Genomic DNA, 16,029 nt, shown 5'->3' with positions numbered 1-16,029 from the left:
GATTTTGCTAAAATGGAAAAAGACTGTCATATTTACCAGCTGAAATACAGACTATTTAGAAAGGTGATTATATGCTTACAGAAGATGAACTAAACTGGATAAAGGATGTTTTGAGTGATTCTGAACCTTATGAAATATCACCTTCATATTTTTATAAAAAGCAAACTGAATTTGTACGAAACAGTAATAAAGAAACTGTAAGAAAAGAGTTGGATGAACTAAGAAAAAAAATCCAACTAACACCACAAAAATTGCTAGGAGTTAGATATAAAAGTCAACAAGAAAACCAAAATATAGATAATTTTTCTGGTATTTATGTAATCCATAATCTTTCAAAAGATAGTTATTATGTTGGTCAAGCCAAAGCAGTTTTTGATAGGGCTTATAAACATTTTGTTAAAAGTGCAGGAAATACTGAAGTATATATGGATTATAGGTTAGGAAATGAATTTAATATTAGTTTGATACCTATAGAGTATACTTCCTTTTCATCACTAAACGAATTAGAGGACAATGCAATAAGGGCTTATGATTCGTATCAAAATGGTTATAATAGGATGCCTGGTAATATATTGGATAAACATATTTTCGAAAGTGAGGACTATCAAAAGGCAGCAGATTTAATACTAGGTGCTGTAAAAGAAGAAATATTATTAGACCTTACGAATACTCGTAAGAGGATGAAGTACGTAAAGGAATTATTTTTAGAACTAGGATTGCCACATAATATACATTTTACCATTGGCTTTGTAAGGGTGATAAAGGAGTATCAAAAGGAAGTAAAAAAAGGGTGAAGTCTTTATAAGAGGAGAGGTCAGTGGCTCAAGATTCTGACCTATTGTACCCCTTATTAAAAGGATGGAAAATTATATTACTCTGTTTTTAACTTACCTTCTAATTCGTTAAACAATTCTTGAGCGGCTTCTTTACTCAATATAACCTTACCGCTGCCTAAATGTAAGTTCTCACTAGATATTTTACCTGTTATTAAACATTGATTCCCGGCATGATACTTTTTTAATATGATTAAATCCTCTTTAACGAAAATCTCCATACTATCTCTCTCTTTAATTCCTAAGTTACGTCGCAGTTCTATGGGCATAACAACTCTACCTAACTCATCAACTTTACGAACAATACCAGTTGACTTCACATTTTGTCGCCACCTTTACAAATTTGGAAGTATATTCTAGTCCATTTTATCTTACACATAGTATATTTGTCCTTGTTTTTGAAGAATTTTGTCAAGTTGCATAAAAGTACCCCGTCCAGAATATGAATACATTAGACATATATTACTTATTTGGCAATATGAGTGAAGAGTCAACAATGACTAGAGAAGTTTTAAAAAAATTTTTTATTGGTAGTTTGTTAACACTTTACTGGTAAAACTGCAAATACTATTCAAGGAAAAGATTCCAACATGTTCAAAATAGCTGGACAGGTAAGTTGCTATTAGGTAATATTATATATAACGTAAAGCCGATCCAAACATAAGCTGAATTTAAAAGCTAATGGCTAAAAACAAAAACATGAAAACAATTAAATCATCCGTTTGAAACAGTGGGAGGAGTATACCCTTTTTCCCTTTGTTATTGGGTGATATGTTCATGTTTTGTTTTGCTGCTGTTAGCTTTTTTTGTATTTAGCTAGGCTCTGTTTTGTTTTTACACAAAAAGAAGGGAGTAAAAATGACATAGTAAAATTGTATAAATAAATACAGAGTTATTTAATACTGTGTATGGATTCATACAGAATATATTGATTATTATAGTAGAATCTGTACGATATCATACAGATTCTTGACAGTATAAACCAGATAAAGAACAAAAAAAGAGAAACAAAACAATAAACAAACATAAATAATCTGGAGGTTGATAGATTAATAAGAGAAAAAGGAGCGGATTTTATGAAAAATAAAGATGTATTTGTACCCATACCAAACAAGATGTTTGCTTTTGATACTCCATATTTTGCAACAGATGAAGAGTTCATTTTGTTTTACCATTTACATTGCCTTAATCTAGCTAAGGACACCAGCAGAGCAATTGTAAGTATTGATTTACTTAATTCACTAACAAGATTTGATAAGAATCAAGGCAGGGGTAAGAAAAAAGTAAAAAAATCCTTAATTACGTTACAAGAAAAAGGATATATTGACATTGAATTTGATGATTATCAACTGAAAAACAATACAACTATAGATGTAATGTTACCAGACTTAAATAGTGATATATATATAAAGCCTGTCAAAAGCGGAAATTGGTTATTCTATGGTTTTACAAAAGTTTACAATGATATGTATGAAAGAACTAGTTCTATTACTCAGCTAAAGGTACTTGTTTATGTAGATTGGCGATTTTTTAAGGGGTCTGAAAGTGAAGGAACATACTCAATCACCTATAGCGAATGGGAGTCTGTTTTATCTGTTTCCCATCAAACTGCTGTAAAAATAATTGATGATTGCGTTAATGAAGGAATAATAAGAAAGCATCGAGGGCAATATTATACAAATTGTCATGGGAATGTGAGGCAAACGCCAAATAGATACGAAGTAAAAGAAGAAGAACAACCTCAACCAGTCAACGTAGAAAAAGAGATAAATACGTTTCTCAATTCGGCAACAGCGAGAGATAACAGTAGTGAAACCCGGAAACACAAGTGGTTTAATACAGTAGAAGAAGAAAATATTTGGCTGGATGAAGATGATTTTTATGTTCTTTTAACAACTAATTGTCAAATACTAAAAGAACATGCGGATAACAGGATAAATGCAATAAGCAACAATCCAAGTGGACAAAAGAAAATGGAAAAACTAAAAGAAAAAGCTCTCAAAAGGAAAGTTCGAGAGGAGAAAAATAAAAAAATAGAAGAAGAAAGAGTTATGAAGATGATGGAGGAGATACAGGAAACGGAAGAAAGAAATCGGAGGGTATCCAGATATAAAAGTCAAAAGGCAAGTTATGATATTAGTGAACTTATCGAGGATGACCAGAAAAATGTAAGTGAAGATGATTGGTTAAGTCAATTGGAATAAGGCTATTGACCATAGGCTGAAATATATGCTGAAAACTAATTGATTTAAACAATGAAAAATACAACCGCTTGAAATCAAAGGTTTTATTTTGACTTCATGCGGTTTATTTTTTTATAGGGATTTGTTCAGCATCCTTTACTACTGTCCAAAATTTAAAAATTAAAACTCTTTTTGGAAATGGGTGGTAAAATAGATGAGGGGTGAGCAAAATGGAACAAAATGATTTTGAAACAAAGGACTTCTGGAGAGCTATTATACTCTACGGTTTAAATCAAGCTACATATAAGATTGCTTTAGGTCAGTGTTTATATAGATTGGCAGAGAAAGAAAAAAATAAAGTTACAATGCATGACCTGGCTGTTGAATTTTTTGAAGTATATTATGAGAGACTTAAAAACAATAAACCACAGTTGCTTTTACCAAATAGAAGAACGGTAATGGAAAGAATAATGGATTTATATAACTTGGGAAGCATAACTAAGGAACAAGCAATTGAGAGAGTTGAAAGGGAAGCCTTTGGAGATGTTGTCCCACGTTTTCACACAGTAAACAACCTTGAGTTGCCAGTTAAGTTTTATGAACGAACAAATAGTGGATTGATATTAACTGACAGTCTTTTTCGGATATTTTCAAATGACCAAAAAGAAGAATTATTAGAAGAAACATCCTCTAGATGGGATTTGTTAGAGGCTGCTTTCGAAATCAGAAGAGAAAATAGCCAACTAACAAACGATATTAGAAAACTGTATTTAATAAATGGGTATGAAAGAACTGACATAACTCATACCAGACCCGTTTTAAATGGATATCAAAATGGAATCTGCTTTTATTGCGGAGAGAAAATGTTAAACAATGACATCCACGTCGATCATGTCTTACCAAGACAATTTATTTATCATGATGAGATTTGGAATTTAGTCCTTGCCCATGGTTTCTGTAATGAGCAGAAGAGTGATGCCTTACCTGATAGACCGTATGTTGATAAACTTATCTTAAGAAATGAGCATTTTATTGCTAGTAATCATCCAATTAAAAAGAAACTAATTGCTCAATTAGGTAAGACTCCTAAAATACGAGCAAATTATGTCTATAAAGTATACCAAGATGCAAAACAGGTGTTAGGATTTACATGGGAAGGTATACGAGGTTATAATCCTGCCACTGACAAATTTTACAGGACATTCGTAAGGAGCATAAGTAAATGATTATTTATAACAAATTGGTAAGAGATAAAATTCCTGAAATTATTGAAGAACAAGGTAAAATACAATCATCTAAAGTATTAGATCAAAAAGATTACTATCAGATGTTGGAGCAAAAACTATTGGAAGAAGTACAGGAATTTTTAGATGCAAACAATAAGGAGAAAACAGATGAAATGGCGGACATTTTGGAAGTGTTCTATACAATTTTAGAAGTGCGAGGAGTTAGTCTAGAAGAGGTAGAGAAAAAAAGAAGAGATAAAAAAAGTCAGCGTGGTGGATTTGAGAAAAGAATACTGTTAGAAAGTGTAACAGAGTAGCAAATAGTAAGGTAAAAATAAGCCGCCGATTAAGGCGGCTTATATATATTCTGGAATTATGTCTTTAATTTCTTGCTCTGCATTTTCCAGCCCTGTTAACCATAACTCCACTAACTTTACTCCATCTATTAGCTCTATATTTAAGTCCTCGGCATAATTCATTGCAGCACTTGTAAAAGAGCCTGTAGTAACTACATATCCTCCTGTAGCCCCTCGTTTGACCATATTACTGTGTACAAGGGCTATTGGTTCAAAAGGCAAATTGCCTTTGTAACATTTTACTTGTCCAAGATAAAGCCCGTTATCAGTCACATGTTCAAAATCCACTCCAAAGTCACCATTCGGTGGAGAAACCCAAGTACTTCCTTCCTTTGCACTTTCTATAACCTCAGCAACAAATGATTCAAACATAATTGGATTTTGTTTTATGTAGGAAGATGATAAGTGTTTATCTTCTTCGTCTTCTTTTTTAAACCTCATATAAAGCCCCATAGCAAGTGTTCTTTTCATTTCCTCGCTTTTATTAATATGGTGAGCCAGTAGTTGTGTTTGGTAGTCATCCTTCTTTTTATTCATGTAGAAATTAACGAACAAATAAGCTAACAAAAATCCAAGAACAACCTCTATGACAAGCATATTTATCACCTCAAATACAACATTTCCATCAATTGAAGCGTTTATACCTGAGTTATTGTCTCAGATATAAATTCTCTTAAAAACATTCGGATAAGTGTAATTATATGAAAGCAATTTGGATGTTGGGCAGTTATGCAATCATTATAATATTTTAAGTTGAATTAAATATGTTGAAGGGGAGGCTTCTTTATTGTCGAATGATTATGTTGTGGAGAAAAAAGGAGGTAATCTTGCATGATGGATAATCAAGAATTACTCAAAGCAAGTGTTTCTCTTGCAAAATATTTAGCTCAAAGCAGTACACAAGCAATCGGTGATAAAATAAGAACATCTAAAGCAAAAAATAATAAAGAAGAAACGATTAATAATCTAGAAGAAATCATTAATAACCTAATTGCTGAGAAGAACGAATTAATATCAATCGCTCAAACCTATGATGAGCAACTGGTATCCGAGAAAATTTCTGAAGAAGATATTAAATATATTACAACTAATATTTTACCTTTATTAGAAAGATTAATTAAAAATAGCGATCAAGAAAATCCCGAGGAGAATTTGCAAAATCTTGAAGCGTTTAAGCCTTTACTTTCAAAAGAAACGTTCAATATTCTTCAACTATTAGGGTTTAATTTCAAGAAAGCGATCGGTGAACCATTAACAGAATTGATTAATGGGTTGATATCATCCCAAATTCCTGACAATTCAGACAGGGCTAAACAATACCAAATACTGAATGCCCAAAGGGATATTGAATATTTCAAAATGTTTCAAGATGAGGCAGCTTATCAAAGGTTTTTAGACCTAAAATATGAAGTGTGAATCCGAAATTTTTACAGGTGTAAGTCACGAATAAAGGGATTGGGTTATAATAACAGTCATTTCTAATTGTTATCTAGTGGTGCGTTAGTTGAAAAAGATAAATGGAATTGATAATCAAGCAATCTTAAAATCATACCAATGTTTAATTTAAAATAATCTGCTATTTTCTAATTACGATTATGTGGGTAATTAACTTATATTTAGGAATATCGTGTGAGTTTTTTATGTTGTAAACTAGCTATATTGGAGGGGTTTATTGTGGCAATCCATCAAGAAGCGATTGACTTTACTGATATTCCAGCACCCCAGCACAGTACTGGTGCTTATTATCGGGTTGTTTATGGTGACGTAGATTGGCAAGAAAATGGAGATAGGAAGCGTGCGATATACGTTCTTATGGGATATGAGACGGGAATAAACTATAGAAGGGTAGCACATATCCATACAACTCCTAATGAGCCAAATGGATTGAGTGATTTGGATAAAGTTCAGTTAGCAATTGAGAAGTTGAAACAAAGGAATAATGCTTGGTAAGGTGCGTGGCAGAAGCCATGCACCTTTTTTTGTATTTATTTCAGTATTTGTTAATAATAAAAAACTTAGTATAGAGGGGATAAAAATGAAAAAGGATTTTCTAATTAATGAACTTTTACGTTGGGTAGAGGAACATGGTGGGAGAGTACCAAAAAGAGATGAAATGAAAAAGAAAGAGGGTTATCCCTCTTCCAGTCAATATAGGAATCACTTTGAAAATTGGAATGAGGTTTTAATTGAAGCAGGACTTACTCCAAATAATTTATTTTGGAAGGAAGAGGAAGACTCGCTGATTATTAAGCATTGTAACAGTTTGAGTGATAAAGAATTAGCAAAAAAGTTGGGCAGGACTAAGAATGCTGTATCATACAGGAGGAAGGAATTAGGTTTATTAAGACAATCAAAAAAGAGAAAATGGAAAAAATGGGAAAAAGAATATTTGAGAAATAATTTTTATTATGAAGATGAAGAAGAAATTTGTAGGATACTACATCCAAGAAAATGGGAGACAATAAGAGCGTATGCAACAAAAAACTTGAATTTAAACAGAAAGAATAAGTTATATAAATATCAGGTTTCTCCAGGTTATCGAGAGTGTAAAAGATGCCATAAAATATTGAAAGAAAATAGAAGCAACTTCTTTATAACACGTAACTCCTTTAGGACGATGTGTATCACTTGTTACAAGGAATTTCAGGAAGTACAGTCAAGGAAAAAGGGAGTGCTTACCAGAAAATTAGTCTCCGAAATGCTGGGAGAAGGATTAAAATATTGCGGAAAATGTGAGACATGGAAGACTATCGCTGAATTTCGTATGAACCATGAGAGTATTGCTCACATACATAGATGGTGTGAAAAATGTGAAAAAATTTATATGAAAGAATATCATTTGAGGAATATGTATGGACCGAATTATCGTGAATCTTATTTAATGGAAAACAAACACCTCATAGATAGAAACGGTGAAAAATGGGATTCTGTAATAGAAAAAAATATTGCTGACTGGTTAATTGAGAATAACTTTTCATTTGGAAAAGGACCATATTACAAAGAGGTATTTCCTCATTTACCGTCAACATCAAAATTGAAGTTTGATTGGGTGGTTACAATTAATAAAAAGAATTATTATGTGGAGTATTTTGGTTTATGGGATACCAATATTAAGGTTGGATGGGTAGCAAAATATACAAAAAAAGCAAAAAAGAAGATAAGGTTAATGTACAAAAACCAAAACTTTTCACAATTTATTATCATTTTCCCGAATTACTTAAAAACAAAAAAGTTGGAAGACATATTTAGAAAATAAAAGCAGTAAGTAAAAAAAGCACCGATTAGTTCGGTGCTTTTTCATTAAGGTAGACTCTCACATGCAATTCCGTCATTATCATTACCGTCTAGTCTGTGAGGGTCACTAGGACCTGAAGCTTCCATAAAGGCTTGTGCTTCAGCTTGAGTGTTAAAGTCTCCACAGTCCCTGTCAGGACCGGTAGGATCGAATGGACCGCTGTAGCCAGAAGATGTAGGTTGAGGAGCTGGCTCTTGTTTCGGTACAGGTTTTGATTCTGGCTTCTTTGCCACTTCCTTTTTTGGTTCTTCATAATGGTATCCATGGTCATGGTCTACATGTGCATATCCATCTATAGACCAAACACCGATACCTTTATTTCTTGCCTTATCCTGAGCAGCATGGAACTGATCTAGCAATGTTAAATCGTTATAAAGGTACGCAGTTGTAGCTAGCCCATTTCCCAAAAGCATTTCTTGGAAGGTTTTATCTCCTACCCATATGTAAGCTAATAAACGGTTGTACTTATCCCGCTCTTCAATTCCGATTTGAAGCTTTACATCCTTACCCAAAAGAACTTCTTCAGCATAAGCACTTGCTTCAGGACCGAAGGGTTCAACAGGCTTATTTGGATGTTTTGTTTCAGGTGTATCAACCAGTAATAACCTTACTTCTTCTCGTTCTCCATTCATTGAAACCTCAATAGTATCTCCGTCAATTATGCGTGTTACGGTCGCTGGAACAAGATTGCTATCCTCTTCCTTACTTTCTACTTCATCATTTTTGCTATCCGTTTTATCTGGTGTATTTTTTTCTTTCTCAGACTTTGGTTCTTCTTGTTTTTCAGTGTTGATATCTTCAGTAGAATTTTTTTCGGTTTCATCCTTCTTATTTTCTTCCTTACTTTCTGTGTTAACCTTTTCTATTGATTCACCTGCAACTTTTTCTTCTGCTTTATCTACAGTTTCAGTAGGAGTACTTAAACCAAACCATAATAATGCAACTAGCGCACCAGATAAAATAAGGGCGAGCGGTTTTTTGGATTTTGCGCCTAGTTTTCGATTTACTGACCATTCATAAATTGCCCATATAACAATACCGATCCCAATAAATCCAATGAAATTTTGTATAACAAACATTAATAAAGCAATAGCCAATATGACTAACAATAGACCAAGGAGCAACTGCAGCAATTATCCCACCTCCATTTTATCAACAAATGCAAAGCCCTTGGTTTTTCTGAACTTCATATTGTGTTGAAAATTCTCAAGCGAATCTGAACAATCTATTCGGTCAAAATCAAGTGTGTTTAGGGTTTCTCTATCTATTAAAACAGATAGTACTACACCTTCAACCTCTGAACCAACAGAAGAGTCAAATTGCTCTCCAATCGCATTTATATACACATTTTTTAATGGAAGCAGTGCAAACAACTCTCTCGCTATTCTTAACACACAGCTAGAAACATAATCTTGATAAAGTTCATAGAACTTAGTTTTAGTCATTTTCTTTCTAGATAGTTTGCCTGTTTTGGTTAAGGAGAGTTCTTCAGCAGGAATAACATCTTCCGAATGAACATATAGGTTGAAGACTGCTTGATCGCCAATAAACTTAAAATCAAATTCACTTCCTAAATCTTTGATATCATCAAATGGAGCAAGGTCATCAATAACCTTTTGAAAACTTTCTGGCTTTCCAGATAAGACATCTTCTCCAAGCGTTTTAAGGTCTTGCCAATTGGTATACATTTTATCATCTTCTTCTTTTGCCAATATTACTTCATGCTCTAAAAGTTTCCTTCTTGCTTCAATACGTTTAAAGAATTTATCTCGGAAAGTGGGTTTATAACTTTCCAAGTATTTGATTGCTTCTTCTTCATTTGGTCCTGATTTTCCGTATTCAAAAGGTGGGGTCTTAACAATAGTCACCCAGTCAAAAGTTTCGGTGCAATCCTTGTGAATAGAAGTGAAATATTCTATTTTTTCTTCGAATACTTCTAGTTGTTTTTTGACTTTTTCAAGTTCCTTAGCCTGCTCTAATTCTTTTTGCCTTTGTTGTTCCACTGTCTTGTAACTTTGATAGCTTCCTCCGCTACTAGACCGTCTTGATGACTTTTTAGAAGCACCCAACTTCTGGTCATAATAGATTCCAGTTCCAGGAACTGATACTCTTCCCCGTGCGCCTCTTGAGCCTACGCTTACTCTTGCTCCTTTAGTTCCGGCACTGACACCAACCCCACGTTTACCAACGTTAACTTTGACACCGCCACCTAAGTTGATGCTTTTGCGGAATCCAAGTCCCATCCAATCACCTCTTTTAGAAATTATCTATGTAAATTATTTACTTTTATATTATCATAGAAATAACTGGTAAATAATAATAATTTATGGAAATTCTTAAGACTCATACTAAATTAAGGAGGGATTGTTATGACAAAACATTCAGGTGGGAGATTAGGTAAAGCCGGAAAAACCTTATCTAATCCTAAATCAACAAAAGGGCAAAAAAAGAAAGCATCTAAAACACTTAATGACCACAAAAAGAAAAAGCATTAAGTTAAATGCTTTCTTATTAGTTCTATTTCAAGAAAAGAAAAGGAGGATACCTCTAAAGCTTTTAAAAAGAGAATAAGTGTTAAATTTTATGTTGAACGATCTATGATACTCTTTTTGAAATGGAAAATTAGTTTCTATAGTCAATTGTAGCTACTCTAACGGACAACACTTGAATTATCCAATTATCCTATCCTGGTTATTTTGTTTAAGTATAATCAGCATAATTCTGTTTTCTTCAAGAGGATAATCAAGTAAGAATAACATATGAAAAGTATTTAAGATGTTATAATTATAATGGAAACCTTTTACAAGCTAAGGGATACACAGGAGGTTCTTAGTTGTGAAAGGAAGTATAAAAAAGAATAAAGCTACAGGAAAATGGGATTTTATTGTTGATGTTGGTAAAGACCCTAAAACTGGTAGACGGAAACAAAAAAGAAAAAGGGGGTTTCATACAAAAAGGGAAGCTGAGAATGCATTAGCATCTCTTCTTAATGAGTTAAATAACGGTACATTTATTGAACCAACGAAACTAACGGTGAATGAGTTTTTTGAGGAATGGTTGAAGGAGCGGTTATCACAAGTTTCAAGACATACTTACAAAACTCATACTTCGCTTTATAAGCACCATATTCAACCACTTTTGGGTGGTTTGGAGTTGTGTAGTATAAACTCCTCACTGCTTCAAAAATACGTAAATGAATTAGTAACACAAACAGACCTTCACGTAAACTCGATTAGAAAGGTTGTTTCCCTTTTGAAGTTAGGGTTTGCAAAGGCAAAAAGATTAGGTTTAATCCAGCATAATCCAGTAACAAATATAGACATGCCTAGAGAAGTAAAACCTAACTTAGGTGTATGGACTATTGAAGAAACACAGAAATTTTTACAGTATACCTTTAACTATCGCTACTATATCGCTTATCTTTTAGCTATTAATACGGGGATGAGAAAAGGTGAGATACTTGGTTTAAGGTGGAGAGATATTAACTTCGAGGAAAATATCATTTATATCAATCAGATACTTGAACCAGACGGAAAGGTATTTAAATCAGGTGCAAAAACAAGTAGTGGTGTGAGGTCAATCCATATATCTAGACATCTTTTACTCCAATTGAAAAAAGAAAAGGTGGAGAGAAACCAAGAACGCCTAAAAATTGGTTCTTCATATAATGATAACGATTTGGTGGTTTGTACAAAGTACGGAAATCCTGTCGATCCACCTTCTTTTTCAAAAAGGTTTAAGGAACTGTCTGCTAAAGCGGGTTTACCAGTTATTCGTTTTCATGATTTAAGGCATACTCATGCTACTATGTTAATCCAACAAAATGTTAATCCTAAAGTTATTTCTGAGCGGTTAGGTCACTCAAACATACAAATTACATTGAATTTATATAGCCACGTCTTGCCTAGTATGCAACAAGACGTGGCTGATAAGTTGGATAAATTGTTTGATTTGTAGAATTACGTGACCGTTATGTGACCATTGTTATTTTAAGAGCCGTCAATAGCTAGTAATATCAATGGTTCTTTTAAAACGCCCAGTTGCCGTTCCGGAATATTGGTTCGCGCGTGCCGTCTGCCAGCTCGCCGTCGATATCCATTTCTGCGGAGCCGATCATGAAATCCACGTGGGTGAGGCTTTCGTTCAGGCCGTTGTCTGCCAGTTCATCCTGAGACATCGTTTTGCCGCCTTCTATACAAAACGCATACGCATTGCCGATTGCCAGATGGTTTGAAGCATTTTCGTCAAACAGCGTATTATAAAACAAAATTCCAGAATTGGAAATCGGAGAATCATCAGGCACAAGGGCGACTTCCCCAAGATAATGCGAGCCTTCGTCTGTTCCGACCAGATGATTCAGCGTCTCTTCGCCTTTTTCCGCTTTCACTTCTACAATTTGGCCGTTTTCAAATCGGAATGAAAAATTTTCGATGAGATTGCCTCCGTAATTCAGCGGTTTTGTGCTCGAAACCGTTCCATTGACACCCTTTTTAAGAGGTGTGGTGAAGACTTCTTCCGTCGGCATGTTTGCGATGAATGCATCGCCTTTTTCATTTTCGCTGCCGCCGCCGACCCATATATGACTTGGAGGGAGTTCAATGGAAAGATCTGTTCCTGGCGCTTTGTAATGAAGCTTTTTATACTTCTTTCCGTTTAAATACTCAACTTTTTCGTTCAGTGATGCATTGTGCTCTCTCCAGGCTGCAACTGGATCCTGAAGGTCTGCCCGGGTCGCTTTGAAAATCGCGTCCCACAGCTTTTGCTGCTGTTCTTCTGCAGGAATACCTGGAAATACTTTTGCAGCCCACTCTTTTGAAGGGGAGGCAATGACGCACCAGCTGATTTTATCAGACTGGATATACTGGCGGTATTTGTTCATTGCCTTGCCCGCTGCTTTATTGAAGTTGGAAATCCGTTCAGGGTCTACCCCTTTAAGCAAGTCGGGATTGGATGACGTGATGCTTAAAAAAGCTGCACCGTTTTTTGCCATCTCTTCCATGCCTCTCGCCTTCCACATCGGAAACTCGTGAAAAGCTTCGTCCGGTGCATAGTCATACTTGATGCGGGTTGTCTCTTCATCATTCCATTCGATATGTACGTGTTTCGCTCCAGCTTCATACCCCTTTTTTGCTGCTTTCCTGACAAACTCCGCTGCAGAAATCGGCGCATTGATGACAAGTGTCTGCCCTTCCTGGATATTGACGCCGGCACGGACGACGAGTTCTGCGTATTTTTCTAGATTCTGTTCAAAGCTGCTCATAACCAAACCCCTTTTTCGCTATATTTATATTCCCATTGTAGCAGTATTGCCTTGTGAAGCCCAGTACCTTACAGGTGTGCAAGTTATACAAGCAGGGCTTTTTAGTTATGGTGCCTTGTGCTTTGAAATTTTCTGATTAGCCTTTTTTGACAAGAGAATCAGCGGCATTTCCGTAACCTTGCAGTTGCAGGAAATTGTCAGCCGGGAATATTTTCAAAAAAGCGGGTGAAAACCAGCGTAACTATGCATCTGTCACCTCCTAAAGGCATGGCGGTTGCCGATGTGATGTGTGTGAGAAGGTTGGATCTGTTTGATTAGCGGTTTAACGCTGGGGCTTCGGCGCGAAAGCAAGGAGTTCCAGCGTGAATATCGGACTTAGTGGCGTGAAACAGCAGTTCTGGCGTGAAATGGGAGATATTGAGCGTGAAATGTTAAGCGTTTGGCGTGATTTGCACCGGATTACGCGTGAAAAGGCACATAAGGTAATCCGGTGGTGCCGGTATGCGTGAAAAGGAATGTCCAGGGCGTGAAAAAATGCGTAACCAGTGTTAAACATGCGGGTAATTCGTAAAATAAGTCGCCTGAATCTTTCATTTAGTGGCAGTCGATTAATCTAGGAACCGTCCATCGGAGAATCGATCATCAAGTACTACAAAAAAGGGGTTTCTTCAGAAAAACACCTGCTCCATGAAAAGAAGCAGGTCACTAAAAGAATGTCCGCCATCCGGCACGGCGATCCTTCAATTCCTCGATTGCACGCTGATATTCAAGGTTACTCGAGTACTTTTCGGAAACAGTATGCCTTTTCCTGAGAAACGGTTTAAAAAGGGCGACCAACATCAGATATCATCTCCTGTTTGTTTTGTTACTTCAAGTATAGGTGAATCTGAAAAATTTCATAACGAGCCAGCGATTGAATTTTTTTCAGCCTTTAGACTGAATTGATCTTCAGCCCTGAAAACCAGGTGCAGAAACCGGATTTTGAACAGTGAATGACAAATCCAAGGAACTTTCCGGTGTGATGATAAAATTAAAAAGCAACTGTGGAAAGTTTTTATGAAAGCGTTTACCATAAAGTAGAGACGTTAGAAAATTGCGGCAGAAAAAATCAAATGCGAGAGGGTGGCGTGAATGGCTGGCATCCAGAATACAATCCGGGCACCGCGCGGATCGGAACTGAACACAAAGGGCTGGGTACAGGAAGCGGCTTTGCGAATGCTGATGAATAATCTTGACCCTGAAGTTGCCGAACGGCCTGAAGACCTTGTGGTATACGGCGGTAAAGGAAAAGCCGCCAGGAACTGGGAAAGTTATCATAAAATTGTCGATACGCTGAAGGAACTTGAAAATGATGAGACTTTGCTCGTTCAGTCAGGAAAACCGGTTGCCGTTTTTAAAAGCCACGAAGATGCACCACGTGTATTGATTGCTAACTCAAACCTGGTGCCGGCCTGGGCGAACTGGGAACACTTTCGGGAGCTTGAACAAAAAGGGCTGATGATGTACGGCCAGATGACAGCAGGAAGCTGGATTTATATCGGTTCGCAAGGGATTCTACAGGGGACGTATGAAACGTTTGCGGAAGCTGCCCGAAAGCATTTCGGGGGTTCACTGCGCCATACGCTTACCGTCACTGCCGGGCTTGGCGGAATGGGAGGGGCCCAGCCGCTTGCTGTCACGATGAACGATGGTGTCGTCATCGCTGTAGAAGTGGACCGGTCGCGAATCGAGCGGAGGATTAAGTCGGGATACTGTGACGTAATGTCCGAATCGCTGGACGAAGCACTTACACTTGCCAGTGAGGCTAAGCATGAAGGCAAGGCCCTGTCGATCGGACTGCTCGGAAATGCGGCAGAAGTACTGCCTGAACTGGTAAAGCGCGGAATATGCCCGGATTTATTGACTGACCAGACCTCAGCGCATGATCCGCTCGTGGGGTATCTGCCGCGCGGCTTGAGCCTTGCGGAAGGGGAAAAACTGAGAAACACCGATCCCGAAGAATATTTGAAACAGGCGCTTGAAAGCATTGCGGTTCACGTCAAAGCCATGCTTGACCTACAGACAAAAGGGGCTGTCACATTCGATTACGGCAACAATATCCGTCAGGTCGCATTCGATGAAGGTGTAAAAGATGCTTTCGATTTCCCGGGATTTGTTCCGGCTTTCATCAGGCCTCAATTTTGCGAAGGGAAAGGGCCCTTTCGCTGGGCAGCCCTTTCAGGAGACCCGAACGACATTTTTAAAATTGATGAACGGATCATTCAGGAATTTTCCGATAACAGCCATCTTGTCAACTGGATTAAGATGGCCAGGCAGAAAGTCAAATTCCAGGGGCTGCCGGCCCGGATTTGCTGGCTCGGTTTCGGTGAACGGGCCAAGTTTGGAAAAGTCATAAACGAAATGGTGGCAAGCGGCGAGCTATCTGCCCCGGTTGTTATCGGCAGGGATCATCTTGATACTGGTTCAGTCGCATCTCCAAACAGGGAGACCGAAGCAATGAGGGACGGAAGTGATGCAGTCGCCGACTGGCCGATTTTAAATGCCCTCATTAACGGTGTCAACGGAGCGAGCTGGGTATCCTTCCATCATGGCGGCGGAGTAGGAATGGGATATTCCCTCCATGCTGGAATGGTTATTGTGGCTGATGGTACCGAAGCGGCTGGCAAGCGGCTTGAACGGGTCCTTACTTCCGATCCGGGCCTCGGTGTCGCCAGGCATGCTGATGCCGGATATGAACGTGCAGTCCAAACAGCCCGGAAACATGGCATTCAGCTTCCGATGCTGACGGATGATTGATTGCCAGTAAATGTTCATAAAATGCTGCCTTATTAAGAGTAAGGTCATTTGACGGCAAACATATACAGTAAGGAGTGGAG

Annotated in this window: 17 protein-coding genes; 11 read left to right on the top strand and 6 right to left on the bottom strand. The window is 37.0% G+C overall.

The genetic code is table 11. The features are described 5' to 3' along the window. Window positions 1–71: 71 nt before the first annotated feature. Window positions 72–794: a GIY-YIG nuclease family protein gene (locus A4U59_RS06860; RefSeq protein ID WP_070120432.1), complete on the top strand. Its 723-nt coding sequence runs from the start codon at window positions 72–74 to the stop codon at window positions 792–794. A gap of 77 nt (window positions 795–871) precedes the next feature. Here the strand turns inward: A4U59_RS06860 and A4U59_RS06855 are convergent, their stop codons facing one another. Then, window positions 872–1,153: an AbrB/MazE/SpoVT family DNA-binding domain-containing protein gene (locus tag A4U59_RS06855; RefSeq protein WP_070120431.1), complete on the bottom strand. Its 282-nt coding sequence runs from the start codon at window positions 1,151–1,153 to the stop codon at window positions 872–874. Between the two features lie 756 nt (window positions 1,154–1,909). Here A4U59_RS06855 and A4U59_RS06850 point away from each other — a divergent pair. From A4U59_RS06850 to A4U59_RS06840, 3 genes are all read left to right on the top strand, one after another. Continuing rightward, complete coding sequence (locus A4U59_RS06850; RefSeq protein ID WP_070120430.1) at window positions 1,910–3,037, top strand: hypothetical protein; 1,128 nt, start codon at window positions 1,910–1,912, stop codon at window positions 3,035–3,037. 209 nt (window positions 3,038–3,246) lie between these two features. Then, entirely contained in the window at window positions 3,247–4,242 is a 996-nt protein-coding gene (locus tag A4U59_RS06845) for an HNH endonuclease (protein ID WP_070120429.1), read from the top strand. After that, window positions 4,239–4,559, top strand: a complete 321-nt coding sequence (locus A4U59_RS06840; protein WP_070120428.1) for a nucleoside triphosphate pyrophosphohydrolase — start codon at window positions 4,239–4,241, stop codon at window positions 4,557–4,559. The genes A4U59_RS06845 and A4U59_RS06840 overlap by 4 nt, the downstream gene beginning before the upstream one ends. 39 nt (window positions 4,560–4,598) lie before the next feature. Here A4U59_RS06840 and A4U59_RS06835 read toward each other — a convergent pair whose 3' ends face one another. Next, window positions 4,599–5,195 (bottom strand): restriction endonuclease, encoded by a 597-nt coding sequence (locus A4U59_RS06835; protein WP_070120427.1) that lies wholly within the window; start codon window positions 5,193–5,195, stop codon window positions 4,599–4,601. A gap of 234 nt (window positions 5,196–5,429) precedes the next feature. On the opposite strand from A4U59_RS06835, the gene A4U59_RS06830 reads away from it, so the two are divergent. The 3 genes from A4U59_RS06830 to A4U59_RS06820 all read left to right on the top strand — a co-directional run bounded on the left by A4U59_RS06830 (window position 5,430) and on the right by A4U59_RS06820 (window position 7,854). Then, on the top strand, window positions 5,430–6,014 hold the full coding sequence (locus A4U59_RS06830; RefSeq protein WP_070120426.1) for a hypothetical protein: 585 nt from the start codon (window positions 5,430–5,432) through the stop codon (window positions 6,012–6,014). A gap of 258 nt (window positions 6,015–6,272) precedes the next feature. Then, the gene (locus tag A4U59_RS06825; protein ID WP_070120425.1) at window positions 6,273–6,548 is read left to right on the top strand and encodes a hypothetical protein; all 276 of its coding nucleotides are present in this window, start codon (window positions 6,273–6,275) and stop codon (window positions 6,546–6,548) included. Further along, a complete protein-coding gene (locus A4U59_RS06820; protein ID WP_070120424.1) occupies window positions 6,538–7,854 on the top strand; it encodes a homing endonuclease associated repeat-containing protein in 1,317 nt (438 codons plus the stop codon). Before A4U59_RS06825 ends, A4U59_RS06820 begins: the two co-directional genes overlap by 11 nt. A gap of 44 nt (window positions 7,855–7,898) precedes the next feature. Here A4U59_RS06820 and A4U59_RS06815 read toward each other — a convergent pair whose 3' ends face one another. Both A4U59_RS06815 and A4U59_RS06810 read right to left on the bottom strand, forming a co-directional pair. Next, window positions 7,899–9,026, bottom strand: a complete 1,128-nt coding sequence (locus A4U59_RS06815) for a thermonuclease family protein (protein WP_070120423.1) — start codon at window positions 9,024–9,026, stop codon at window positions 7,899–7,901. Further along, a complete protein-coding gene (locus A4U59_RS06810; RefSeq protein ID WP_070120422.1) occupies window positions 9,027–10,136 on the bottom strand; it encodes a DUF4236 domain-containing protein in 1,110 nt (369 codons plus the stop codon). 126 nt (window positions 10,137–10,262) lie between these two features. Here A4U59_RS06810 and A4U59_RS22360 point away from each other — a divergent pair, with 126 nt between their 5' ends. Next, window positions 10,263–10,388, top strand: coding sequence for a hypothetical protein (locus tag A4U59_RS22360; protein WP_281183455.1), 126 nt, complete (start codon window positions 10,263–10,265; stop codon window positions 10,386–10,388). A gap of 340 nt (window positions 10,389–10,728) precedes the next feature. Further along, window positions 10,729–11,850: a site-specific integrase gene (locus A4U59_RS06805; RefSeq protein WP_070120421.1), complete on the top strand. Its 1,122-nt coding sequence runs from the start codon at window positions 10,729–10,731 to the stop codon at window positions 11,848–11,850. A 70-nt stretch (window positions 11,851–11,920) separates the two neighbouring features. Here A4U59_RS06805 and A4U59_RS06800 read toward each other — a convergent pair whose 3' ends face one another. Beyond that, a complete protein-coding gene (locus A4U59_RS06800) occupies window positions 11,921–13,153 on the bottom strand; it encodes an aminopeptidase (RefSeq protein WP_070120420.1) in 1,233 nt (410 codons plus the stop codon). 362 nt (window positions 13,154–13,515) lie between these two features. Between A4U59_RS06800 and A4U59_RS21285 the strand changes: the two genes are divergently transcribed. Continuing rightward, window positions 13,516–13,662 carry a hypothetical protein gene (locus tag A4U59_RS21285; protein WP_157888141.1) on the top strand — a complete coding sequence of 49 codons (147 nt, stop codon included), beginning with the start codon at window positions 13,516–13,518 and terminating at the stop codon, window positions 13,660–13,662. A 196-nt stretch (window positions 13,663–13,858) separates the two neighbouring features. On the opposite strand, the gene A4U59_RS22355 is transcribed toward A4U59_RS21285, so the two are convergent. Then, a complete protein-coding gene (locus A4U59_RS22355) occupies window positions 13,859–13,993 on the bottom strand; it encodes a hypothetical protein (protein WP_281183454.1) in 135 nt (44 codons plus the stop codon). A gap of 291 nt (window positions 13,994–14,284) precedes the next feature. Between A4U59_RS22355 and hutU the strand changes: the two genes are divergently transcribed. Continuing rightward, the gene (gene hutU, locus A4U59_RS06795; protein WP_070120419.1) at window positions 14,285–15,949 is read left to right on the top strand and encodes a urocanate hydratase; all 1,665 of its coding nucleotides are present in this window, start codon (window positions 14,285–14,287) and stop codon (window positions 15,947–15,949) included. Window positions 15,950–16,029: the final 80 nt, after the last annotated feature.

The organism is Bacillus marinisedimentorum (genome assembly GCF_001644195.2).
Lineage (GTDB): Bacteria > Bacillota > Bacilli > Bacillales > Bacillaceae_O > Bacillus_BL > Bacillus_BL marinisedimentorum.
This window is presented reverse-complemented; position numbering and strand designations above follow the sequence as displayed.